This window comes from Brotomerdimonas butyrica, from assembly GCF_025567305.1.
Lineage (GTDB): Bacteria > Bacillota > Clostridia > Peptostreptococcales > Anaerovoracaceae > Lentihominibacter > Lentihominibacter butyricus.
In genome coordinates this window covers 134,355-158,141 of sequence record NZ_JAOQJP010000003.1, presented here as the reverse complement: position 1 = coordinate 158,141, position 23,787 = coordinate 134,355, and the positions used below count along the sequence as shown (strand labels likewise).

The window sequence follows — 23,787 nt, the reverse complement described above, 5'->3', positions numbered from 1 at the left end:
GATATACGATGAACAAATCTGGATGAATAAAATCTGCCCTGTCGATAGTGTAAAAGCTGTTGACAGGGCAGTTTTTTCTATTGTTGATTTATCCCGTCTGATCGTGTTCTCCGATTTTATCAATTGCTCACGATCTTTTTGCTGCTGATATGTAACGATTTTGCTCAATGCGATATCCGAGAGGATTGATGTTGTCGCAAAAACATTTTTGGCAGGCGTCGGTTGTTTCGACAAACGACAGATGAGAGTTTTGTTGATACTATCAAACGGCATAAAAGTTATGTGTAGATTATGTAATAATTGAATGAATTTTATCAGAGGACAAGGCAATGTATTACCAGAAAAGCGCAAAGCATTACAAGTATGTGTTGAGGATCCTTTTCATTGCTATTGTGGTGCTGTTTACTCTTGCAGTGACGGGTTGTGAAAAAAGCGACACAGATACAGAAGGCAGGGGTGCTTTGCAAAGCGATTCGGGCAGTAGCAGCATTGAAAACGCAGAACCTTCTGAGTCACATGGATCACACAAAGAGGATGCGGACGGTGAATCGCATGAGACCTCGCTTAAGGTCAAAGTAACTGAAGAAGACAGATCGCCATCAGATCATGAACAGCAGATCATAGACAAGCTGTACATTTCAGATCTGGGAAAATACGGATCACAGTATGGAGATCAGATCTACTATGCGATAACGCTCACAGGCAATGCTATGCCTGAGGAATCGATTTATTCGGTCAGGGATCTCGAGGAGCTGATAAGGATATCATTTGTAAACAGCAAGATGAATGCGCTCGGGCTCCTCGCAGAAAACGCTGGATACTACGGGGTCGATCTTATAAAATTTCTCGATCTCTGCGGTATAGATAAAAATACGAAAAAGCTTAATATTCTTTTTGAAGACAAAGACGAAAACAAAAAAACATTTTCATATAAGAAGCTTTCCGGCAGCAAATACAAGGCGATACTGGCCACGGGAAGCGGTGAAGGTCCATTTGCTCTGCAGGAGCAGGGCCGCGATGATGATCAGGCGGTGATGCTGATGGTTTTCAAAGACGGAAAACTCAAGGAACAGTTTCCTGTAAAGTCCATGACTGCAGGAAAAGGCAGGACGCCTGAAGACCCGGAGTACGGTTTTCATGATCGCAAGCTGTATAAAGATTCACTGGACTGCACATTTACGATAGAAGTATACCACAAAGATACGGCATATCGCGGACCGGACAGAGTCGTGGAACTTACGACTGCGGAGATCGAAGACCTGATGAGGGAAAATCCGTCAAAAGTGCATGGCGGTTATTACGGAACACTCGGAGATGAGAAGACATTTTCGTATGCGGGCGCAGGCGGATGGACCGACTACTTTGAAGGGGTCGATTTTCTGTGGCTCCTTAAAAAGAAAGCCGGAGTGAGCACTCTTGACGGAAGGGCCGAACTTGTCGGAAGAGACGGCGAGGTGTACAACACTGTGGAAGATCTGAAGTATTTCGATCATAAGAACAATGACAGTGCATACTACATCATGACGCGTGACGGGGTGAAGATCCCGGGCGCGATCCCGGTGATATCGTGTGTAAAGAACGGGTATCCGATCCTGAAAGAGCATGATCATGAGAGCAAGGCTTATGTGGCATACGATCAGCTGAATCAGTCTCTTGAAAAGAAGGGGATAGATACTGAAGTGGGCGTTGTAAAGAACCACAGCGGCCCGTTCACTGCATGCTTTGGAAATCTTGACGGCTATTACGGCGGTGAACGTGTAGAGACAGCAGGAGACTGTACGCTGATAAGGATATATCTGAACTGACATATTTATGAAAGTATAAGAAGTGTAAAAAGCAGGCGATACCGGTTTCAGCCGGTAAAATGAATGGTTAAAGGAGGAGAGGGAAGATGAAATTTTCGAAAAAAATGCTGGCCTTCGTACTGAGTGCGATAATGATCCTCGGTGTGATGGCTCCGGTGACTGCGATGGCGGCAGAAACGACGCAGCCGTCGATATCTGCGGAAAATGTAACGCTGCGCTACACGGGTGATCCGCTGAAGATCAATCTCACGTACAGCGGAGATGATACGTGGGCAGGCAAGACAGATGAGGAGAAGCTGGCAGAGCTCGAAGGCTATGCCGAAGCGGTGGAGAAAGTGACTATCATAGCTGACGGTAAAGCGAAGGAGCTGACGGCAGAGCAGTGGTCGATAAAAGCAGATACTGTAAAAGACAGGAAGACAGGAGAAATGTCATACAGGATGGTGCTGAGCCTCAAGCGTACAGCAGAAGATCCGATACTCAACGTATCAACAGCAGAACGTACAAAGACATTTACTGTAAAGCTCGATACATCGGGTGATAAAGGCTCATTACAGGCAGACTTCACGGCTACGATGTACGGTGCGGAGACACTGCAGGTAAGGCTGATCGACAAAGACGGCAATGTGAAGACTGCAAAGACCTTTACAAAAGACGAGATAAAGCAGATGAGCAGCGGTGAGGACAAGTGGTACAACACTATCTGCGGTATGAGAGGTCTGACTGTGTTCAGAGCACAGGGAGCTGATATAAACGACATCTTCAAGGCAGCCGGGATAACTTTTGAACAGGGGATGACGCTGAAGCTGAGAACTAATGACAGCGCAAAGGAGTCAAATGACAGCACTACGGAGGATGCATACTACTCTAGAGGTATATTCACATATGAACATCTGATGCAGGACAGATATGCATTCCCGGGAGTATATACAGACGAATCGCTCAGGAACACTCTGCTCAGCGGTGGAAGATTCGATGATGGTGTGAAGACGGCTCTTGGCGGAGCTGACAAGACCAAGGTGGATCCGATGATCGCATATCAGTATGATGAAGTGATCTTCAGGAGCGATCAGACAAAGCCTGCCGGTGCATATGACAGCCTCATTGCAAAGGAAAACACGTTCAGATTCCTGTTCGGTATCGCGATGGATCCTGAGGACAGCACTAAGGTCGCAGGGGAGACGACTACGTGGTCGGCGACTTATACAGTGTTCGGCATGGACGTGATCGAAGGTGAAAAGACTGCAGCACCTGTTATCACTCCTAACGGAGGCGAATTCAAGGACAAGCAGAAAGTTTCGATAAGCTGTGAAACAGAGGATGCTGTGATCTACTACACGACAGACGGAAGCGATCCGAAGAGCAGCGATACCAGAATAGAATATAAAGGAACTTTTACTCTTGAAAAGGCCGCAGTAGTAAAAGCATATGCTGTAAAGAACGGCATGATGCCAAGCGATATCGTAAGTGCGGAATTTACACAGCCGAAAACACCTGCAGATACAGGAAAGACTGACGGGAAAAAAGATCCAAGCAGCGGCACAGCTACCGGTGATGATTTCAGCATCATGCTGTGGGCGGGAGCACTGATCCTTGCAGCAGCTGCAGGCGGTACTGTGATAGCATTCAGAAAAAAGAATGCAGGCAGAAGCAGATAAGAAACATATAACTATGCAATACACTTACTTTCATTATGTCAAATAAAGCAACAGGGGAAAGCAGGAGATCGGACAGTGTTTCGGTCTCCATATTCCCTTTATAAAGAGCGTTAATACAATAGAAAACTCAGGTGAAAATGGACAGAAACAAAGCAGGAAACAGATGTACGATGATCCGCAGGATGTTCATGGCAGCGGCGACAGCTGTCGTATCAGCAGCGATGCTGGCATCGTGCGGCAGCGTAAAAACGGATGCTGAATACTCGCCGCAGCTCGAGGATGTGGCGGTCGGGTCATACAGCGAGGGTTCGGAGGACAGTCAGTATGTCACGGCGGATCTGATATTCGACAGGGAGATCGCGGTCACAGATGAAAAATGCAGCGATCTGCGTATCACAATCTCAGATGAACGAGTGAAAGACGACGAGTGCGAGTTTACGGCCGGGGACGATGAAAATACGGCAAGGATAAAGATCCCGGTGGATGCGGTCACGAAAGGCATCCTGAAGATCGGACCCGCGGAAAAAGAAAAAGGTATTTCGTGTATCAGAAGTGCCGATGAAAAGTACGCAGTGCAGGACTTTACACTGGAAGCGCTGATACCGTCGGGAGTAAGTCTGTCAACGGTATCGTCAGAACCCGGCAAAGTCGTGAAATCCGTGGATTCGATCTGGAACATACGAAGCATCGCATGGGTCGGCATAACCGAAAACGGTGAAGAGGTACCGGTTTCGGAGACCAGAGCGCTGGAAATGCTGGATGGGTACGCAGCAGTGCACGGTCACGAATTCCTCGCAGAAAACGACAGAGATATAGCGGCAGGGATAGTCGAGACCCTGCAGAACAATTACGGAGCTGAATACTCCGTATCGTGTTCAAAAAACATCATAACAGTAGAAAAACAGGGCTCTGATGCAGAGCTTGACATAGATATATATTCGTACAGGAAGATAAACGGCAGATCGATAAAGTAACGGGAAAATCAAGTCGATCATGAAAACTATCGGAGGTAACTGAAATGAAAAAGACAGCTAAGCGGAGTCTGATATTCGTACTGGCTCTGCTGATAACAGGAGTGATGACGTGTTCCGACTCATTCGCATATTTCCAGAGAGGAAGTGTGGGAGTGTATGCGGGGCAGAGCAGTGTATCTGTATCGCAGGGAGGCTCGGCAGCAGTCAGCCTTTCATTTTCTCCGGCATCAAGTTCTCAGCTTCCGGGCTGCGGCATGGCGGAATGTCCGCAGATCTGCGGTGAGAAAGACTGCCTTGATGCGAATGGAGAATGTAAATGCGCAGGAACTACATATATGACATACTATGCATATGCCAACGCATATTCGAGCAATACGAGTGTAGCGACTGCGTCGTGCAGCGGCAGCACTGTGTATATCACCGGCATTTCGCCCGGCAGCGCTACGATAACGGTCACTGCATCGCTCAGGCAGTTCACGAGCACATCGACGAGCATATACGTGACGGTAAGTGACAGCACGCAGGCTGCGACACAGGCGACAACAGCTTCCTCAGGACAGGTGTCAGCAAAACCGGCAAAGAAAAACAAATCAAAGAAAAGTGATAAAAACGAAAAGGAAAACGAAACCGAAGGAACGACAAAGACGGTGGACAGCGACCGCGGCAAGATCAGTTTCGTGATGATACCTGACGGAAAGACCGGAAAAGACGCGCTTGAAAGTATCAAGGGGAAAGGCGACTTTGTCGACTTCCAGAAGAAGGACGACGCAGATACGATCCTCTACGCCTGGGAATTCGCAGGAAAAGATGTGACTGAACCGAGAGATATGGATCTCAACCTCGAATTCAGCCGGGAGGCATTCAAAGGCTGCAAATACGGCTCAAAATCCGATTCACTGTATATACAGAGAGGCGACAAGGAGGCGCTGCCGGGCAAGGCGAGCACTTACATCAGAGTGGCAGACTGGTTCAAGGATTCGGACAAGCTTTACCTGTATTCGTTCGACAAGGAAAACGGCGCCAGGGCAATAGAGGATGAACTGAGTGTTGAGAACGGATACGTGACATGCAGCACAATGTACGGAGAAGCCGATAAATACATACTTTCCACAGAAAAATGGGATGTGGCGAAGGAAACGGTAAAAGAAGAAAAAGGCAGTCATACGGGAGTGTGGATCGGCATCGCAGCAGCAGTGCTGATAGCGGTGCTTGCAGCAGCATACATCGTGAAGAACAGAAAGAAAACACCGGCAGAACCTTTGGAAGAAACAGAAGAGGTCGAAGAGTAACATGATATCGGCAGAAAATATCACAAAAAGCTTCGGTGATTTCACGGTCCTTTCGGACGTGAGCCTGACTGTGAAAAAAGGAGAGATATACGGTCTTATAGGCTATAACGGAGTCGGCAAGACCACGCTCCTCAAAATAATGTGCGGGATCTACAGGCCTGATTCAGGGCGTGCTCTGATAAACGGACAGCCTGTCTATGAAAATCCGGCTGTAAAGCAGCAGTGTTTTTTCATGACGGAGGAGGCGTCGTTTTTCCTGCAGTCATCGCTGAACAGGATGAGAAAGTTCTACTCGGGCTATTACCCTGACTGGAGCGACGAAACCTTCAACGGACTGGTGGAATGGTTCGGAGTGGATCCGTCCATGAAAATAAGCAGGTTTTCGAAGGGCATGCAGCGACAGGCGAGCCTGATACTGGCGTTTTCCACACGACCTGCATACCTTTTCCTGGATGAGGCGTTCGACGGTCTCGACTATTCCATGAGAATACAGGTCAGAGACATGTTCAGGTTTTATGTAAAAAACAGGGGAGCAACGATCCTTGTGACATCTCACAATCTGAAGGAGCTGGAAGACCTGGCGGATCACATAGGGATGCTGCATGAAGGCAGGCTGACCTTCGATGATTCGACCGGACAGATGAGAAAAAGCTATCAGGCATGCGAAGTCACTTATGCGGGCGATGTCGACTCGATCGATATCGGTGAGATAGAGCTGATAGAAAGAATAGATATTTCGGATGAAAAGACGGACAGTGCACGGTACTACTGTATAATCCATGCCTCGGAAGAGCATGCGCGCCGCAAGCTGCAGGCTGCGGGCGCAGAGAATATACAGGTGAGACCGGTGCAGCTGGAGGAATTTTTCCGCATGGAAAGGAAAGAACGTGACGCTGACTGGGAAAAGATCTTCAGATAAAAGCCGCGGGGCGGCCGGAAAACTGAATATATGGAAACATGACACGGCTTTTGTGCTTGGCCGGAACGGATGGATCTTTCTGGCGGGAACGGTGATATTCCTGATACTGATACCGTTTTTCACGGCGGGGCTGCCGGGAGACTCCATCTACAATATCGAGGTCACTCACGATCAGCTCAAGTTCAGGCTGATAAATGACGATGCGTTCATTCCTGTGATGGTGGCGGCAGTAGTGATGGGACTCGTTGCCGGAAGCTCGATGTTCCGTTTCGTGCAGGACAAGAAGGAGACCACGATCTTCTTTTCGATGGGTATCACGAGAACGAGGCTTTTCATAGACAGACTCGCCACTGCATTCGTGATGCTGGCGCTGATGACAGTGATACCGGTGGCAGTTTCCGTCGCGCTCAATATAAGCGCAGTAGGCGGATATCAGTGCCTGGTGAGGAATGCGGTGTTCCTGTGTATCGGGCTGTTCCTGATGGCGGCAGTCAGCTGCACAGTGGCCGTGATAATGAGCCTGCTGTCGGGCAATCTGATGGAGATGGTGATCTACTGGGCGTGCGGCATGTCGATACCGACGGTCATATGCTGCGGGGTCAACATACTGATGAAAAAGCTCTACTGGGGAAATGCCTGGGGAGTAGTGGCATATTCAGGGACCGAGCAGATCGGTGAATCTCTGCTGGAACGTTTTTCGATACTGAATCCGCTGCTGTTTTTCAAAGGGCAGCTGGAAACTCATGCGCAGTTCATGCGGCCGCTGAGCACTGATACGCCTGAGGCTGTGTCCTGGTGGATCGCCGCAGTGTGGGCCGCAGTGCTGGCGGCACTGGTGGTGCTGGCATGGTGGATCCTTAAGAAATGGAAGGCGGAAAACGCAGGCATAACAGGCAGCTGCAGGATCTTTGCAGAAATAACCGCAGCGCTGACCGGCTTCATGATGTTCGCACTGGTGTTTGCATATATCTTCGACTACAGCACAGTGCTGGCGGTCATCCTGGGTATACTGGCATTTGCGGCGATGCATCTGTTCTGGAAAAAAGCGGGCATATTCGGACGTATAAAGGTCCGCACTCAGCTGACCGGCGCACTGATACAGCTGGCAGTCACGGGTGTGATATGCATAGTGTTTGCGACAGGATTTTTCGGAGGCACGGAACGTTTTCTGAAGGATGCGAACGCGGACATCACGGAAGCGAAAGTCAATTATGCAGGGGCTCCGTCAGGCATGTATGAAGAGGCGATGGGCAGCAGCACGGGTCACGGATATTACGTGTCGAGCCGGCTGAGCCTGCATGAGGATGATTCTATAGATACTGTGCGTGAGCTTCAGATGATGTTCGAAGAATCCGGCAGAGAGCCTATGAAAGGTTCGAAAAACGCTGAAGACACGGTCATACCGTACGATATCACATTCTCATATGTGGATAGCGACGGCACTGAGCATACATGGTACTACGACAGAGCTTCATACGGTCAGCTCGAGAAGATGCTGGATATAGAAGAACTCGATGAAGTGAAGGCAGGTCAGGCGGAGCTGTTCGCATATGCCGAGGAGGGGAATCCCGAGTCGCTGACAAAGCAGGCTTATGACAACGGAACGGTATATCTGACAGATGACACCATGACTGATACGTATGAAGTGACGCTCGGAGAAGACCGCAGGGCGCAGCTGCTGGCGGCGATCTGGCAGGACATGAGCGTGATGAGCGTGAAAGAACGGTATTTTCCTGAAGAGAAGACAGAAGCCGTGATCATGTTCACGCAGTCAGGAGACGATGACAGCCTGTATTTCTCGTATCATCTCAACAATGCGTTCATCTACGTGACGTCACGATACGAGAACACGCTCAGGTGGCTCGAGGACAACGAGCTGCTGGAATACGTGAAGGAAGAGCAGCAGATAGAATCGATAATACTCCAGCGCATGGATCCGTATATCGGCATCAATGCGCCTGACTATCCGATCGGGATGTATTTCATGGCGTACTGCGCAGACAGTGCGGACGAGTTCATGATACAGAAGGACTTCGGGGATAAATACGTTATAGATGACAGTGACGACATAGCAGAGGTCGCGGCAGGACTCAGGGATGGATACTACATGAGCGGCGGTGGATACCTGGCGGCGGTCAAGCTTTCAGGTGATGATATGTACAGATACATGTTCCTGCCGCAGTCGGAAGTGCCGTCATTCATTAGGCAGTAGGAGGAGCATATGGGAAGAAAGAAAAACGTGCTTCTGCTGCTGATCGTACTGCTGGCGGTGCTTACGGTCATATCCGTGATGGTAGGCAGATACTCGCTGTCGTGGCACGATATCGTGGAAATACTCAGAAACAGGCTTTCGGGCAGCGGTGACGGATCCGGCAGAGAGACGGTGCTGCTCCAGTCCAGGCTTCCGAGGATAGCCGCTGCGATACTTATCGGCTGCGGACTGTCGGTATCGGGAGCGGGCTATCAGGGGATCTTCAGGAATCCCATGGTATCGCCTGATCTGCTCGGAGCATCTGCAGGAGCGGGCTTCGGAGCTGCGCTGGGACTCCTCTGGGGAATGCCTACAGTGGCAGTGCAGTGCATGGCGTTCTGTTCGGGTATAGCGGCGGTGCTGATAACCGGTCTGATAAGCAGGATGGTCGGCGGTCATATGGAAAACAACAGGCTGCTGCTCGTGCTGAGCGGTATCGTCACAGGTTCGCTGTTCCAGGCATTCATTTCGATAATAAAGTATGTTGCGGATCCGTTCGACACGATGCCGTCTATCGCATTCTGGCTGATGGGCGGGCTGACATATGTGACAGCCTCTGATCTGCTGATCCTGGCGGTGCCTGTGATAGCGGGCACGGTCGTGATGCTGCTGCTGAGGTGGCGTATCAATCTGCTTTCATTCGGGACTGATGAAGCGGAGGCGATGGGAGTGCCTGTAAAGAAGTATCAGGCAGTCATAATCCTCTGTGCGACGTTCATGACTGCCGCATGTGTGGCAGTCGGAGGGATGATCGGATGGGTCGGACTGATAATACCGCATTTTGCAAGACTGATGGCAGGATCCGACTACAGGAGGATGCTGCCGTGCAGCGCAGTGATGGGTGCGGCTTTCCTGCTGCTCGTCGACGATGTGGCACGCTGCGCTTTTCCACAGGAACTGCCTATAGGTATACTTACGGCAATAGTAGGCGCTCCGGTGTTCATAGCACTGCTGGCAAAGGGAAGGAAAGGATTCTTATGATACACAGGAAACATTTCATATGGTTTGCAGGCCTCATGGTGACGGCGCTGCTGATCCTGGCAGGCTGCGGACAGGGAAAGGCCGAATATACGGTCACAGCCAGCGGCGATTCTGTGCAGGAGGGTGTGATCACAGTCCTGGACTACAGCATAAATGTTTATAAAGACGAGGCGAGCAACAGCTGCGGAGACTGTGAGAAACAGCCGGTGCATCTCTATGCCGGGGCAGATGCGGAGGATGTGGCTGAAGCGATAAAGGATGTCGTCGAACGTGCAGATGATCTCTGGGAGGTCGTTTCATGCGATGGTGCGACTGTCGTGCTGCGTGAAAAGGAGGCAGGCACGGTGGAGAGCATAGGTCCGCTGTCGGCTCCGGATGGCATAACGCTGAAAGGCACGATTTCGGGAAGAGATGTGCCGGTGATTTCGGGGACAGAAGCCGAGATAGACAGTGTGCCGTTCCCGGAAGATCCTCAGAGGCTTGCGGCTGTTTACGGGCCTTCGTATGAGCTTCTGACGATGCTCGGAGCGGAGGATAAGATAGTGGTCAGAGCCGATGTGCAGACTGATGATTTCCCGTGGGCTGAAAAGGTGTTTTCACGCATCAGCGAGGTGCCTGCGCTGGAAAATGTGCACACTTCGGTGAATTTCGAGGAGCTGATGACATATGAACCCGACATCGTGTACACGTTCCCCAGGGAAAACGAGCTGACTCAGCTCAAAAAAGCAGGAGTGGCTGCACTGCCGGGAGAGACTGAGGAGACTCTCGCAGGAGTGACGGACCAGGTGAAGTCTTACGCACAGACGCTCGGCGCGGATGCGAAAAAGCGGGCTTCGGAGTACTGTGAATATTTTGATGAAAAGCTGGCGTGGGTGAAGTCGCGTACAGACGGGATAAAGGAAAAAGACAGACCGGATGTCTACTATGCCGGCGTGGACATACTCACGACTTACGGTAAGCATTCGGACATCATAGAAGTGATAGAAAGCGCAGGCGGCAATGCTGTGTCGGCTGATCTGAACGCCGGCAACAGGATACAGATAGACTATGAACAGCTCATGGCATGGGATCCGGATGTGATATTCATAGATCACGGCGGCATGAACGACGGCAAGACAGTCGAGCAGCTGAAAAAAGAATTGAAGAGCAAGGCGTCGTACAAGTCGCTCAAGGCTGTGAAGAACGATCAGGTCTATGCGACTCCGTCGGGTGTGTTCTACTGGGACATGGGCATACAGAAGATACTGCTCGTGATGGATATGGCCAGGACGCTGCATCCGGATGAGTTCAGGGATCTTGACATGGATGCGGAAGTGATGGAGTTTTACGAGAAATTCTTCGATCACAGCCTGACGAGAGAGGAAGCCGAGCAGATACTGAACAGGGAGAGTCCTGAATAATATGCTGGAAATAAATAAAGCCGTATTCGGCTATACAGGAAAAAACAAACGAAAGACAGTGCTCGAGAACGTGTCGTTTTCTCTGGACAAGGGAGAGCTGCTTTGCATACTCGGCGCGAACGGTGTCGGCAAGACGACGATGTACAGGACGATACTGGGGTTCCTGCCGCTGCTGGAGGGAGAACTGCTCGTGGACGGCAGAGACATAAGGCAGATCCCGAGAGAACAGCTGGCGAAGCACATAGCGTACGTTCCTCAGTACCACACCCCGCCGTTTGCATATTCGGTATATGACGTCGTGCTGATGGGCAGGGGGACGCATATATCAAGATTCTCCTCACCGGGCAGGAAGGACGAGCTGATAGCTCTGGAAATGCTGGAAAGGATGGGGATCTCGCATCTCAGGGACGATGTCTATACGGAGATAAGTGGAGGCGAGCGTCAGCTGGTGCTGATAGCCAGGGCACTGGCTCAGCAGACCGAATACATACTGATGGACGAGCCTGCGGCGAGCCTGGATTTCGGCAATCAGATGCGCCTGCTCGGCGTGATAAGGAATCTGACGAAGGAAGGGATAGGTGTCGCATTCACGACCCATTATCCCGACCACGCATTCATTGCGGACGCTTCGGTGCTGGCACTGGAGGACAGAGACACGTGGTCATACGGCACCGCCGACGAAGTGATGACTGAGGATCTGCTGCGGCGTATGTACGATGTCGATGCGTCGATACATGTGCATACAGGCAGGAGCGGCAGACAGATAAGGCATATAACGGCAGATATAGACTGACCGCCTCGCGCTGCACAGATGCGCATCGGCAGGCAGATCAGGAATGCCGATAAATACGATTTGAGATCCCGAGGGGTTTTAAATGATAAATCAACCAATTAATTCATTCAGTGGTGCGAAAGCACCATAGAAACGATCGATGGAGATGAAAGGAGAGGTTAAATGAAATTTCCAAAGAGAATGCTGGCATGGATGCTCAGCGCAGTGATGGTCTTCGGACTTGCGGGAACGCTCGCATTTGCCAATGAAACAGAGACTAGTTCACAGTATAATCACGGCACTATAGCTGTGAAAGCTGATGACAGCAACGGAACTATCACGATGGTGAAGGGCGGTTCTGCAGAGATAACGGTATCACCGTATGTGCATGTGCAGTATCAGGGATGCCAGATGCCGGGCTGTCCGGATTCTTGTGGCGGTCAGGGCTGCTTTACAGAAGGTCAGGGATGTTCGTGTTTTGGAATGGATACAGCAACTCGAACAGCAGCAGTGACTGTAAGGTCAACTGATGAATCTGTAGTAAAGGCAGGAGCTCCTGAAGCTGCAGCTGAAGTCGGAACTGCTGTAGGAAGCAAGACAGACGGCAAGATAACTCTGACTGCAGCAGCAACAGGCGAAGCCAAGATAACTGTCACAGCTTCACTTTGCGACTGGGTAAGCACTACGAAGACTTATACTGTAAAGGTAAAGGATGTCGTTGAAGTGGCAGACTTTGACGCATATACAGATCATGACGGTGTACCTATCCCTGAATTAGCGATGGGAGAATCTCAGACAGATACACAGACTGCATACGTTACGTTAAGATTCCCTGAAGCTATGAAAATAGTTGATAAAGAGGCACTTACGGCAGAAATGATGAATACTGTAAAACTCGCATCGCAGAAGCTGGGCGGAAGAATGGGCAGCATCAAGAATGTCGAACTGGCTGAAGGAGGCAAGGCCCTCAGATTCGAACTGAGCGGATGGGTGGCACCGTTCAACGGTAAGATAACATCAGAAGGCGTATGGGAAAATCTGACTACGGAAGACGGCAGCAAGCTTGCTAAATCCGATATGGCTCTCACACTTCCTACAGGTGTTGAGACTAAGATCGTAGATCAGGTGATCGCAGATGAAAACACACCTGCATCAGTAACTACCAGGATCATCACTCCAAAGAGCACTACAAGAGGAATGGTGCATCTGATCCTGCTCAAGAACGGGCAGCCTGCGGCTGTGCTCAACAATCACGGAGCACACGTTGTAGCTCACTACCATAACTACATGGCACTCAATGCAGAAAAGTTCTCGTCGATGGTACCCGGATGGTGGGACATGGGAGCTCTCAAAGATGATTATACGCTTACAGTTGATGGCGACGTGCTCACTATCACAGCTAAAAACTCACAGCCCGGAGATGTTCTGGAATTCCATGTGTCATCATATCTGAACAGCGGAAGCAAGGATATCGATTCAACAGAGCTGAAAGCTGTTATCGAAAAGGCTAAGAAAGCAGACAAGAGCAAATACACTGAAGAAAACTACAGGAAGCTTCAGAAAATGATCACTCTCGGAGAGCTCGTAGCTAAGGATACTACATACTACGCGCAGACTGATGTCGACGATATGACTGCAAGGATCAATGAAGCAGGCAGGAATGTCATTGTAAAGACTGATGACAGCAAGACTGACGGCAAGACAGATCAGGGAGCTGCTGCAGGAAAGAATGATAAAACCGCAGCAACAGGCGACATGACGCCGCTGGCTGCTATCCTGGCGCTGCTCGCAGTAAGCGGAACAGCAGCAGGAGTCGCTGTTAAGAGAAGAAAGGCAGCATAAGCCTGAAATAAGTATAGGAGATGTGAAACAAGATGACAGCAGAAAAATTTTTTGAAGAACTGAGAAGAAGATTCATTGCTGTTCTGGATGAACACGACATAGGGGATGAACCAGTACAGATCACATGCCGTTCGCTGACACCGGAAGAGGCTATAGGCAAGACTAAGCGTCAGGATTTTCCGATAATAACAGGCGATGATGTGATGATACAGGCGCAGTTCCGCGACTCATTCGGTCAGGCATTCACAGATGCGCCGACAGCATTTGAAGGCACGCTTTCTGAAGTGCTTGATATGGACATAGTGAACGATGCACATGGCAGAGGCCTGTTCATAGCAGTGATGAATGCGGTCATGGGATATCTGGGTCTGTGCAGGGGAAATGTGCACTGCCGCACAGAAGGTCCTGAATACTGCGCTCAGGACATGCTGGAGTTCCTGCGCAGAGAATATCCTGATGTGAAAAGGATAGCGCTGATCGGGTATCAGCCGGCGCTTCTCGATATGCTGTCACACAGCGAATACGATGTCCGCGTGCTCGATCTCAATCCGAAAAATGTCGGAGAAGTACGATATGGTGTAAAGGTCGAGGACGGCATAAAGGATTATGACGAGGTCGTGATGGATTATGCGGATCTGGTGCTCTGCACCGGCAGCACTGCATGCAACGGGTCGATAGTGAATTTTATCGATATCGGCAAGGAAGTGGTTTTTTACGGAACGACATTTTCCGGAGGCGCCGTGCTCATGGATCAGAAACGGTCGTGTTTCGCGCATCTTTATGCATAACAGAACAAAAAATCATGAAGGCTCACCGCATCGTGCGTGTGAGCCTTTTCTGCATGTAAAGGAGCGCGGATAACTGCGGGTTTGCATGTCACCGCTCTGAAACTGATCTGGATACTTCTCCGGAGCTTTCGATAGATCTGAGCGCGTGTTCGATGAAACGGTGCGCGGCGGGTGACATCGAGTCCGGCGGCAGTGCAGCGATCCTTCTCTCTACACTTTGAGGCGGGTCGAGCGGCAGATAGCGTACGACATCTCCGAACGATCCGGCGATGATCGCATTGGTGCAGGCCACTCCGAGGCCCGCTTCGACCATGGTGTATGCGGTAAAGTTGTCGGAAGTGCTGTAGCGCGTATTCGGATGTATGTGATTGCGCAAGCACATTGGTCACTTTTGCCGGGATAGGCATGATCGCTCTGAGAGGCGGGATAAGCTCCATTGGAAAGGGAGAGATCCTGTGCATGATAGCAGCAGTGCTCTTTGCATGGACTACGATAATAACAGATAGAGTCTGCAGAAAGCATGACTCCCTTAGCGTGGGGATAGTGTACGTCGGTATCATCGGAGCCGTCCTGATACTTGCGGGGATCCTGGGAATGAGAAAAGTGCAGGGCGGCTGAGTACCGGCGTCACGGTCTGTAGTCTATATCCTCGAGCTCTTCCGGAGAACCTGCGCTGATATCGATGTGGTCTTCAGGATGGGCGCGGAGCACCTGTCTGCCGCCTGTGTCACCGCTGAGAGCGAGCAGCTCGTCAGCGAGCACAGCCGAGAATAATACAGGATTCCCGCGTCTGTCTCCATATGATGCAGAAGCCGTGAGGCATCCGGAGTACGCAGTATCAGCGATCGCATCGAGTGTTTTGCGGGAGATATGCGGCTGGTCGGCGACCATGAACATGAAATAGTCATCGTCATCAAAAAGGATATCGTGCAGAGACTGCAAAGCGGCACGTATGCTGAAGCTGGCTCCCAGGTGGCTGAGAGGGCTGTATAAAGTGCGTACGTTCGGATATGCAGCTGCATATTCCAGTATCTCATCGTAGCGTGAAACGACGGTCAGCGTGCAGTCATCGCGGTCTGATGACATTTCGATCAGCCGGTCGAGCCCGTGGCGGTACAGCGGCCGGCCTTCATATTCCCACAGCAGCTTGTTGCTGCCAAAACGGCGGGACGAGCCCGCCGCAAGATAAATGATGTGTATTTTCATAACGGGTCACCTGATCACTGCTTTCCGAACAGGATCTTTTCAGGCGTGATAGGCAGTGTGCGGTGCCATACTCCGGTCGCACGGTATATCGCGTGGGCGATCGCAGGCGATGGGGTGTTGATGACTATCTCGCCGATGCTCTTGGCGCCGAACGGACCGGTAGGTTCATAGCTGCTTTCGAATTCCACCCGGAGCTTTCCCATATCGAGTCTTGTAGGCAGCTTGTACTGCATGAACGAATCCTCGATGATACGGCCGGTGTCATCGTACGTGACGTCTTCATAGAGCGCCATCCCTATGCCCTGGACGAGGCCGCCTTCGGTCTGGATCCGCGCAAGGTTGGGATTTATCGGAGTGCCGCAGTCGACGACTGATGTGTAGTCGAGTATCTCGACACTGCCTGTTTCGGGATCGAGCTCGATCTCTACCATCCCCACCATGAAAGGCGGAGGTGATACGGGGCTCGAATGTGTTGCCGTGGCTCTGACCGCGATTTCGTTGTTGCACTGCGCTTTATACGACAGATCCCGCAACGTTGCAGTGCTGCCGTCAGAAAGACATTTCAGAGTGCTGCCGCAGAACTCGATCTCGTCAGGCGGGCATGAGAGCATCTCGCCTGCTATCTCGCAGAGCTGGTTTTTTAGCTTGTCGCATGCCAGCATCACGGCTTTTCCTGTAACGTATGTAGTTGATGATGCATATGATCCGGAGTCATAAGGCGAGGAGTCGGTATCGACTGGCGCAACGAAGACATCGTCGATATCGCAGTCCATGCATTCCGCTACCATCTGGGACAGGATCGTATCGCAGCCTGTGCCCATGTCCGCGGCGCCTATGGCTAGCGTGTAGCATCCGTCGTCACCGAGAGTCACTGTCGCGGAGCCGACATCAACATTGGATATGGAGCTGCCCTGCATAGCCATCGCTACTCCTGCCGTTCTGATCTTGCCGTCCGGCATAGTGCGCACCTGCGACTTTGCATCCCAGTCAAAAAGCTCACTGCATCTTTCCATGCATCTGTCGAGCGCGCACGAGTTGGTTTTCTCTCCGTAATATGCAGGCATGACCATGCCTTCGCGCAGCATGTTCATCTCGCGCATCTTTACAGCATCTATCCCGAGAATGTCTGCAAGTTCGCTCACCGCCGATTCGACGGCGAATATGCCCTGGGTCGCACCGTAACCTCTGTAGGCGCCGGCCGCCTGCACGTTTGTATAAACGACGTCGTATGCAAAGCGGAACGCTTCGAGTGAACCCGTGTAAAGTGGTATCGACTTGTGTCCGCTGAGGCCGACTGTCGTAGGACCGTGCTCGCTGTATGCTCCCGTATTTGAGAGCGTGTAAACGTCCATCGCGCGGATCTTTCCGTCGCTGTTCGCACCGAGCCTGACTCGGACATACATCTCGTGACGCGGGCTTGCCGCGATCTGCGACTCTTTGCGCGTGTAGACGATCATGGCCGGTTTGCCCGTCATATATGTGACGAACGCAGGGTACACCTCGGACACTGCCGACTGCTTGGCGCCGAAACCGCCGCCGATACGCGGCTTTTCGACTCTGATCCTGTTTTTCGGTATGCCGAGGGCATGAGAAAGTATCCTGCGCAGGTGGAAGATTATCTGAGTCGAGGCTGTCACGTGGAGCCTGCCGAAATGATCCATCCTCGTGTATGTCCTGAAAGTCTCCATCATCGCCTGATTGCAGGCTTTGGTGTGGTATGTCCTTTCTATCACGTGGTCGCAGTCTGCGAAGACGCTGTCAACGTCTCCGTCGGAGGTGGTTTCTGAAGCGCAGAGGTTCATGGTGTTGTCTGCGCCGACGGGGCATGGAGCGATCCAGTTGTCTTCGGGGTGCACGAGGATCCTGTTGCCTTTTGCCTTGAGCGGGTCGAGGATCGGTTCGAGCACGTCGTATTTTACTTTTATCAGTTTCATCGCGCGTTCACAGCAGGCCTCGTTTTCTCCTGCGATTATAGCGACCGCATCACCGACGAAGCGCACGCGTCTGTCGAGTATAAGCCTGTCGTAGGGTGACGGCTCGGGAAATGTCTGGCCTGCCTGCGTGTATCTGGTCTGAGGGACGTCCTTGTATGTGAAGATGCATTCGATACCGGGAACATTCATCGCGTTGTCGGTGTTTATTTCTTCTATGATGGCGTGGGCGTGCGGGCTCCTCAGGATCTTGACCGTGAGGTAGTCGCGCGGCACGATGTCATCGAGATATACGGGTTTGCCTGTGAGCAGCTGCATGGCATCCTTTTTTCTGATGCCCTTGCCTACCGTCTTGAATCCGCTGTCATTCATTTAAACGTCCTCCTTTCCGTATTCCCATGATTTTTCTGGTTTTACGGAGGTACCATCGTCCGGTCGCGAGGCGCTGCTGCGTGCGTCCAGATATGCGCGTATTCCCCGGAGCTGTCCCTCATAGCCTGAGCAGCGGCAGAGGTTGCCTGCGAGGAAAGCGCGTATTTCATCGTCAGTCGGGTCGGGGATCTCGCGAAGGAGCGCGATCGTGTTCATCACGAACCCTGGATTGCAGAAGCCGCACTGATCGGCGCCCTGGTCGGCGATGAAGCCGATGAACCCGGCGGCCTCGTCCTGAAGCCCTTCGAGCGTTCTGATATCGTGTCCGTCTGCGCGCACTGCCAGTACAGAGCAGGAAAGCACGGGCTTTTCGTCCATGAATACTGTGCAAAGGCCGCAGTTCGAGGTCTCGCATCCGCGTTTCACGCTGAAGCATCTGTGATCTCTGAGAAAATCGATCAGGAGCATGTCCGCATCGATGTTGTCTTTTATTTTCTTTCCGTTAAGTGTCATTGTTATCTGCACGGCTGTACCTCCTCGAGCTGTCTGATGGCGCGGCGCACTAATACCCTGCAGATCTGTCTGCGGTATTCCTCACTGCCCCTGATATTGCCGCCAAACGAAATCTTTCCGGCTGCGTATCCTGCTGCCTCGTCGGCGTCAGCCGGCAGACCGCGAAGCAGTACGGCTCTGCCCGGACGTGCTCCTACAGCGCAGCGCAGAGAGCCGTCTGCAGGATCTTTGCATACGGCACATGTGAGCACAGGGAAATCAGTCGATATGTTTCGCTGGGAAAGGTATGCGCAGCTGCCGCAGTTGTAAGGTATCGTGACGCTGAGCAGCAGGTCTTTCTCCGATGTCGGCATTTCAGCGAAGGTTTCGATGTCCACGATGCCGCGGCTGTAAAGCTCTGCTTTCGCATCGAGAGCCATGAACAGCGTCAGCACGTCTGAGAAACCGTATCGCCCCCAGAGGCTGCCGCCGACCGTTGCGAGATTCCTGAACTGGACTCCGACGATATGGCGGACGCTTTCCTTCACGGCTCCGCCGGTCAGATCATCGAGCTCCGCGCTGAGTTCCAGATCGCGCAGCGTCACCATTGCGCCGATTCGCCAGCCGCTCTCTGTTTTTTCTATCTTATCGAGCCCCAGATCCTGAAGGTCTATGACCGTATTCACTGTTCTGTCCTGCATTTTCAGCCACAGCATGCCGCCCAGGACTGCATTTTTCTTACCGGTGCAGAGCCTGTAGGCTTCATCGAGAGTCTGGGGTCTTGCATATTCTCTGATTTTTAACACGATATACCTCCGAGCATTCTTTTTCAGGATATATTATAGCATAAGTCGAGAGAGTTTATTGAAGAAAGCGCTCTTTTATATTAGAATATGATTGTTGAAAGAGAGGCGTAAAATGGCAAAGGCTTACTGGAATGAAAACGGAAGATGGCTGTGCGGAGGTCCGGAGGATTTTTTCGGCACGGCTGACGGGATGCCTCCGGGGAAGATGATATCTTTTGTCGGAGGAGGCGGAAAGACGAGCACGATGTTTTATCTGGCGGAGGTGTACAGCCGCAGAGGACTGAAAACTGCAGTGATGACGACTACGAGGATACGCCGGACCGAGGTGTTCTGCAATGCACCGGAGCAGTGGGAAAAGCTGTGGGACGAGGGAAAGTATGCGGTCTGCGGTGAAGCGGCTGATGGGATAAAACTTAGATCTATGGAAAAGGAGCTCGTCGATATCCTGACGGCTTCGGCGGATGTCGTGCTGATCGAGGCTGACGGTGCAGGGACGAGGCCGTGCAAGGCGCCGGCTCCGTATGAGCCTGTGATACTGCCGGAATGTGACGTGGTGGTCGGCGTGATGGGGCTCGATGCTGCAGGAAGACCGGTCTCGGAGGTATGTTTCAGGACAGAGATAGTGTGCAGCAGGCTGGGCTGCGGGCAGGATCATCTGCTGACGTGTGATGATATGGCTGATCTGATGACCCGCGCGGACTGCATGAGGAAGGATGCAGACGGTCGCAGGTTCTTTGCCGTGTATAATAAATGTGATGATGAGGAAAGGCTCGAGACAGGCAGGACCTTGTGCAGGATGACGGAAGCGCGCGGTGTGCGTGCGGTGCTGACGTGCATGAAGCCCGGCGGCGAGTGGCTCAGGCCATAAGTACGGAGCGGTGCAGGAGTGTGACCTGAGGTCAGTCTTTGATGATAAATATATGAAACACCACAAGGGTGTGACCTTGATGTCGGTCGTCGACCGGCAGAGTACTGAAAGGAATAATCGGGATGGATGATCTGATAATAGTTCGAGGCGGAGGTGATCTGGCGACGGCGGTGATACACCGGCTGTGGAGCGCGGGCTTCATAGTGATGGCGCTGGAGACAGATAAACCTTCGTCGATACGCAGACATGTGGCGGCAAGTGAAGCGGTGTACAGGGGAAGTCAGACTGTCGAGGGAATGACGGCGAGACTGGCTGCGGATGCCGCAGAAGCAGAGAAAATAATAGAATATGGAGATGTGCCCGTGGTGAAAGACCCGGGTGGCAGGTACATCAGGATCATGGAACCGGAGATCGTAGTCGACGGCATCATCGCAAAGCGAAACACAGGGACGACGATAGATATGGCGCCGCTCACGATCGCGCTCGGACCAGGATTCACAGCGGGAGTGGATGCTGACTACGTGATAGAGACGATGAGAGGCCACGACCTCGGCAGGATGATCTCGGAGGGAAGCGCACTGCCGGATACGGGCGTCCCGGGAAATATCGGCGGTTATACGAAGGAACGCGTGATGCACGCGGAGCACGAAGGGATCCTCAGATCGGTACACAAGATCGGAGACCATGTGGCTGCGGGCGATGTGATCGCGGTAATAGAGACGGCGGAAGGAGAGAAAGCTCTCAATGCCTCGATCACCGGAGTGATCAGAGGGATCATACATGACGGATACGAAGTGAAGCCGGGGCTAAAGGTCGCAGACATAGACCCGAGAGAGGACTCTTACAAAAACTGCTTCACGATCTCGGACAAAGCGCGGTGCATATCAGGAAGCGTGCTGGAACTCGTGTGCAGGCACATGCGCGGCAGAGATCGCGGCATATGATACGTATGCATGCAGCGGACCGGCATATGAACAGACCGGCAGATGAAAGGAAATCATCATATGAATGATGCGAAAGACGATAGATACGGAAAATGCGATATAGAATTCTGCAAAGGTGGCGGATGTACGGCGAAGCTTGGAGCCGGAGCGCTCAGCAGAGTGCTTGGGATGATACCGAAGCGCAATGCAGATGAGAGCCTGATAGTCGGATACGACAGCAGTGATGATGCCGCAGTATACAGGATATCACCCGATACCGCTATGATCCACACGCTGGATTTTTTCCCGCCGATGGTGGAGGACCCGTATACGTTCGGGCAGATCGCGGCGGCAAATGCGCTCAGCGATGTATTCGCGATGGGCGGACGCGTGGTGACTGCTCTGAACATAGTGTGCTTTCCGGAAGACATGGATCTGAACGTGCTCGGACGCATAATGCAGGGCGGAGCTGAGAAAGTGGCGGAAGCAGGCGGCATGCTGGCCGGAGGTCATTCGATAAATGATAGCGACGTCAAGTACGGGCTTTCAGTGACAGGTATGGTCCATCCGGATCACATATACAGAAATGACACGGCAGCGGCCGGCGATGCGCTGGTGCTGACGAAGAAGCTGGGAACGGGTATGATCTGCACGGCAGGACGCATCGGTCAGGCATCAGGATCTGCGATGCAGGAAGCCATCGACTCGATGACTACTCTCAACCGTAAAGCCGCAGAGATATCACGCAGCTTTGCAGTAAACGCATGCACCGATGTGACAGGCTTCGGACTGCTGGGGCATCTCCACGAGATGATGGGCGGCAGGCTTTCGTGCATCATAGATGCGGAAAGGGTGCCGGTAATGGAAAGCGCACTGCAGTATGCAGATGAGTTTTATATCACGGCGGCAGGGCAGAGGAACAGAAATCATGTCGGGACGGCTGTCGCATTTGACGGCATACCGTTCGGAATGGAGGAAGTGCTGTTCGACCCTCAGACGTCGGGAGGACTGCTGCTGGCTCTGGATCCGGCCGAAGCGGAAGCGATGGCTGCCGAGATGAGGAATGCCGGACTTTCGGCTTCAGTGATCGGCAGAGTCACGGAGAAAGGCGAGCATGAGATAACAGTAAGGAAGAGTGTACTTATAGAAAAGCAGGAAAGCCTGATCGTGACGTTTGCGACGACGGCGATGGCTATGGCTATGGAAAAGGCCTGCAGGGAAGAAGGGTCTCCAGGGAGGCTTATCCCTGTTCCGGGATTCATATCAGCTGGCTGCGGTTTGGCATGGTGTGCAGCCCCCGGGGATGAAAGCACGGTCAGGGGGCTGATGGAAAGAAAGAAGATAGTCTGGCAGGAGATAAGGCATGATATATTTTGACAATGCGGCGACTACGCTGTGCAAGCCGCCCGGAGTGGCAGAGGCTGTCGCAGAGGCTGTCGTATCGCTCGGCAATGCCGGAAGAGGAGCCCACGGAGTCTCACTTGATGCGGCCAGAATGATATACGGCGTCAGAGAAAAGCTGTGCAGGCTTTTCAACGCGGAGGATCCGACACGCATAGCGTTCACGTCGGGAGGTACGGAGAGTCTGAATATCGCTATAAAAGGTATAGCCGGGCCGGGAGATCATCTGATAACCACAGCCGCGGAGCACAATTCCGTGCTGAGACCGTCATATGAAATGCAGGCGGCAGGAGCGGAGCTCACGGTGGTGTCGTGCGACGATCTCGGCAGAGTCGATCCTCAGGATATAGAGAGGAATATAAGGGCGAACACGAAAGCAGTGATATGCACTCACGGGTCGAATGTGACCGGGAATATCCCTGATATGGAAAGGATCGGCGCGATAACGTCGCAATATGATATATCGCTTATTGCCGATGCCTCACAGGCGGCCGGAGAATGCATGATAGATGTCCGGAAATCGTCGATAGACGTTCTGTGTTTCACCGGGCACAAGGGACTGTTCGGACCGCAGGGGACGGGCGGTATTTACGTAAGGGAAGGCGTAGAGCTGAGACCTCTAAAGACGGGAGGGAGCGGAGTGCAGAGCTTCAGCAGGACTCATCCGGCGGAAATGCCGACCTCGCTTGAAGCGGGCACGCTGAATTCCCACGGGATCGCAGGACTCGACGCAGCGCTGGACTGGATCCTTGAAACAGGCATCGATGAGATATCACGTAAAACAAGATCGCTTGCCGGCAGATTCTGTGAGGGCTTGAAAGAAATACCGCAGATAAAGGTATACGGCGACCTTTGCATGAAAAGAAGACTCCCTGTCGTATCGCTGAATATAGGCGATACGGACTCATCGTATATAAGCGATGTATTATACCGAGATTTCGGGATAGCCACGAGACCGGGCGCGCACTGTGCTCCGCTGATGCATGAGACGTTCGGAACAGAGGCCCGGGGCGCCGTGAGATTCAGTTTTTCATATTTCAACAGTGAAGATGAGGTGGATGAAGCGATCAGAGCGCTGAGAAAAATATCAGGAGAGGAGATGATGTAGA

General features: G+C 52.0%; 21 protein-coding genes and 1 pseudogene. 17 read left to right on the top strand and 5 right to left on the bottom strand.

Features of this window, described 5'->3' with window-relative positions:
- Positions 1-329: 329 nt before the first annotated feature.
- From OCV59_RS03470 to OCV59_RS03420, 11 genes are all read left to right on the top strand, one after another.
- Positions 330-1,805, top strand: coding sequence for a hypothetical protein (locus tag OCV59_RS03470; RefSeq protein ID WP_147593120.1), 1,476 nt, complete (start codon positions 330-332; stop codon positions 1,803-1,805).
- An 86-nt stretch (positions 1,806-1,891) separates the two neighbouring features.
- On the top strand, positions 1,892-3,463 hold the full coding sequence (locus tag OCV59_RS03465) for a chitobiase/beta-hexosaminidase C-terminal domain-containing protein (RefSeq protein ID WP_147593119.1): 1,572 nt from the start codon (positions 1,892-1,894) through the stop codon (positions 3,461-3,463).
- A 137-nt stretch (positions 3,464-3,600) separates the two neighbouring features.
- Positions 3,601-4,437: a hypothetical protein gene (locus OCV59_RS03460; protein ID WP_147593118.1), complete on the top strand. Its 837-nt coding sequence runs from the start codon at positions 3,601-3,603 to the stop codon at positions 4,435-4,437.
- 44 nt (positions 4,438-4,481) lie between these two features.
- Entirely contained in the window at positions 4,482-5,726 is a 1,245-nt protein-coding gene (locus OCV59_RS03455) for a hypothetical protein (protein WP_147593117.1), read from the top strand.
- Between the two features lies 1 nt (position 5,727).
- Positions 5,728-6,645, top strand: a complete 918-nt coding sequence (locus OCV59_RS03450; protein WP_147593116.1) for an ABC transporter ATP-binding protein — start codon at positions 5,728-5,730, stop codon at positions 6,643-6,645.
- 52 nt (positions 6,646-6,697) lie between these two features.
- Positions 6,698-8,857, top strand: coding sequence for an ABC transporter permease (locus OCV59_RS03445; RefSeq protein WP_262584090.1), 2,160 nt, complete (start codon positions 6,698-6,700; stop codon positions 8,855-8,857).
- Positions 8,858-8,866: 9 nt separating this feature from the next.
- The gene (locus OCV59_RS03440) at positions 8,867-9,877 is read left to right on the top strand and encodes a FecCD family ABC transporter permease (protein ID WP_147593115.1); all 1,011 of its coding nucleotides are present in this window, start codon (positions 8,867-8,869) and stop codon (positions 9,875-9,877) included.
- On the top strand, positions 9,874-11,277 hold the full coding sequence (locus tag OCV59_RS03435; protein WP_147593114.1) for an ABC transporter substrate-binding protein: 1,404 nt from the start codon (positions 9,874-9,876) through the stop codon (positions 11,275-11,277). Before OCV59_RS03440 ends, OCV59_RS03435 begins: the two co-directional genes overlap by 4 nt.
- 1 nt (position 11,278) lies before the next feature.
- The gene (locus OCV59_RS03430) at positions 11,279-12,070 is read left to right on the top strand and encodes an ABC transporter ATP-binding protein (RefSeq protein ID WP_147593113.1); all 792 of its coding nucleotides are present in this window, start codon (positions 11,279-11,281) and stop codon (positions 12,068-12,070) included.
- Positions 12,071-12,232: 162 nt separating this feature from the next.
- Positions 12,233-13,891: a hypothetical protein gene (locus tag OCV59_RS03425; protein ID WP_147593112.1), complete on the top strand. Its 1,659-nt coding sequence runs from the start codon at positions 12,233-12,235 to the stop codon at positions 13,889-13,891.
- A gap of 32 nt (positions 13,892-13,923) precedes the next feature.
- On the top strand, positions 13,924-14,679 hold the full coding sequence (locus OCV59_RS03420; RefSeq protein ID WP_147593111.1) for a Rossmann-like domain-containing protein: 756 nt from the start codon (positions 13,924-13,926) through the stop codon (positions 14,677-14,679).
- Positions 14,680-14,767: 88 nt separating this feature from the next.
- On the opposite strand, the gene OCV59_RS03415 is transcribed toward OCV59_RS03420, so the two are convergent.
- On the bottom strand, positions 14,768-15,055 hold the full coding sequence (locus OCV59_RS03415; RefSeq protein ID WP_262584089.1) for a substrate-binding domain-containing protein: 288 nt from the start codon (positions 15,053-15,055) through the stop codon (positions 14,768-14,770).
- A 29-nt stretch (positions 15,056-15,084) separates the two neighbouring features.
- Between OCV59_RS03415 and OCV59_RS03410 the strand changes: the two genes are divergently transcribed.
- A complete protein-coding gene (locus OCV59_RS03410) occupies positions 15,085-15,297 on the top strand; it encodes a hypothetical protein (RefSeq protein WP_147593109.1) in 213 nt (70 codons plus the stop codon).
- A 9-nt stretch (positions 15,298-15,306) separates the two neighbouring features.
- Here OCV59_RS03410 and OCV59_RS03405 read toward each other — a convergent pair whose 3' ends face one another.
- From OCV59_RS03405 to OCV59_RS03390, 4 genes are read right to left on the bottom strand one after another with little or no spacing between them, the layout of a single operon-like run.
- Positions 15,307-15,885: a nucleotidyltransferase family protein gene (locus OCV59_RS03405; RefSeq protein WP_147593108.1), complete on the bottom strand. Its 579-nt coding sequence runs from the start codon at positions 15,883-15,885 to the stop codon at positions 15,307-15,309.
- A gap of 14 nt (positions 15,886-15,899) precedes the next feature.
- Complete coding sequence (locus tag OCV59_RS03400) at positions 15,900-18,188, bottom strand: xanthine dehydrogenase family protein molybdopterin-binding subunit (RefSeq protein ID WP_262584088.1); 2,289 nt, start codon at positions 18,186-18,188, stop codon at positions 15,900-15,902.
- The gene (locus OCV59_RS03395; protein ID WP_147593107.1) at positions 18,189-18,713 is read right to left on the bottom strand and encodes a (2Fe-2S)-binding protein; all 525 of its coding nucleotides are present in this window, start codon (positions 18,711-18,713) and stop codon (positions 18,189-18,191) included.
- Positions 18,704-19,486: an FAD binding domain-containing protein gene (locus tag OCV59_RS03390; RefSeq protein WP_147593106.1), complete on the bottom strand. Its 783-nt coding sequence runs from the start codon at positions 19,484-19,486 to the stop codon at positions 18,704-18,706. Before OCV59_RS03390 ends, OCV59_RS03395 begins: the two co-directional genes overlap by 10 nt.
- Before the next feature lie 112 nt (positions 19,487-19,598).
- Here OCV59_RS03390 and yqeC point away from each other — a divergent pair, with 112 nt between their 5' ends.
- The 5 genes and pseudogenes from yqeC (at position 19,599) to OCV59_RS03365 (ending at position 23,786) form a co-directional block, all read left to right on the top strand.
- Positions 19,599-20,354, top strand: coding sequence for a selenium cofactor biosynthesis protein YqeC (gene yqeC / locus OCV59_RS03385; RefSeq protein ID WP_147593105.1), 756 nt, complete (start codon positions 19,599-19,601; stop codon positions 20,352-20,354).
- Positions 20,355-20,476: 122 nt separating this feature from the next.
- Entirely contained in the window at positions 20,477-21,298 is an 822-nt protein-coding gene (gene yqeB / locus OCV59_RS03380) for a selenium-dependent molybdenum cofactor biosynthesis protein YqeB (protein WP_147593104.1), read from the top strand.
- A 60-nt stretch (positions 21,299-21,358) separates the two neighbouring features.
- Positions 21,359-22,405, top strand: a pseudogene (selD, locus tag OCV59_RS03375) (selenide, water dikinase SelD); the annotation flags it as partial.
- A gap of 39 nt (positions 22,406-22,444) precedes the next feature.
- Entirely contained in the window at positions 22,445-22,654 is a 210-nt protein-coding gene (locus OCV59_RS03370) for a DUF3343 domain-containing protein (protein ID WP_262584099.1), read from the top strand.
- The gene (locus OCV59_RS03365) at positions 22,641-23,786 is read left to right on the top strand and encodes an aminotransferase class V-fold PLP-dependent enzyme (RefSeq protein WP_147593102.1); all 1,146 of its coding nucleotides are present in this window, start codon (positions 22,641-22,643) and stop codon (positions 23,784-23,786) included. The genes OCV59_RS03370 and OCV59_RS03365 overlap by 14 nt, the downstream gene beginning before the upstream one ends.
- Position 23,787 lies beyond the last annotated feature (1 nt).

What these genes read in the sequence shown, in the direction of transcription:
- OCV59_RS03470 (WP_147593120.1), top strand. Translation starts at nt 330, where the DNA reads ATGTATTACCAGAAAAGCGCAAAGCATTACAAGTATGTGTTGAGGATC.
- OCV59_RS03465 (WP_147593119.1), top strand. Translation starts at nt 1,892, where the DNA reads ATGAAATTTTCGAAAAAAATGCTGGCCTTCGTACTGAGTGCGATAATG.
- OCV59_RS03460 (WP_147593118.1), top strand. Translation starts at nt 3,601, where the DNA reads ATGGACAGAAACAAAGCAGGAAACAGATGTACGATGATCCGCAGGATG.
- OCV59_RS03455 (WP_147593117.1), top strand. Translation starts at nt 4,482, where the DNA reads ATGAAAAAGACAGCTAAGCGGAGTCTGATATTCGTACTGGCTCTGCTG.
- OCV59_RS03450 (WP_147593116.1), top strand. Translation starts at nt 5,728, where the DNA reads ATGATATCGGCAGAAAATATCACAAAAAGCTTCGGTGATTTCACGGTC.
- OCV59_RS03440 (WP_147593115.1), top strand. Translation starts at nt 8,867, where the DNA reads ATGGGAAGAAAGAAAAACGTGCTTCTGCTGCTGATCGTACTGCTGGCG.
- OCV59_RS03435 (WP_147593114.1), top strand. Translation starts at nt 9,874, where the DNA reads ATGATACACAGGAAACATTTCATATGGTTTGCAGGCCTCATGGTGACG.
- OCV59_RS03430 (WP_147593113.1), top strand. Translation starts at nt 11,279, where the DNA reads ATGCTGGAAATAAATAAAGCCGTATTCGGCTATACAGGAAAAAACAAA.
- OCV59_RS03425 (WP_147593112.1), top strand. Translation starts at nt 12,233, where the DNA reads ATGAAATTTCCAAAGAGAATGCTGGCATGGATGCTCAGCGCAGTGATG.
- OCV59_RS03420 (WP_147593111.1), top strand. Translation starts at nt 13,924, where the DNA reads ATGACAGCAGAAAAATTTTTTGAAGAACTGAGAAGAAGATTCATTGCT.
- OCV59_RS03410 (WP_147593109.1), top strand. Translation starts at nt 15,085, where the DNA reads ATGATCGCTCTGAGAGGCGGGATAAGCTCCATTGGAAAGGGAGAGATC.
- OCV59_RS03405 (WP_147593108.1), bottom strand. Translation starts at nt 15,885, where the DNA reads ATGAAAATACACATCATTTATCTTGCGGCGGGCTCGTCCCGCCGTTTT.
- OCV59_RS03400 (WP_262584088.1), bottom strand. Translation starts at nt 18,188, where the DNA reads ATGAATGACAGCGGATTCAAGACGGTAGGCAAGGGCATCAGAAAAAAG.
- yqeC (WP_147593105.1), top strand. Translation starts at nt 19,599, where the DNA reads ATGGCAAAGGCTTACTGGAATGAAAACGGAAGATGGCTGTGCGGAGGT.
- yqeB (WP_147593104.1), top strand. Translation starts at nt 20,477, where the DNA reads ATGGATGATCTGATAATAGTTCGAGGCGGAGGTGATCTGGCGACGGCG.
- OCV59_RS03365 (WP_147593102.1), top strand. Translation starts at nt 22,641, where the DNA reads ATGATATATTTTGACAATGCGGCGACTACGCTGTGCAAGCCGCCCGGA.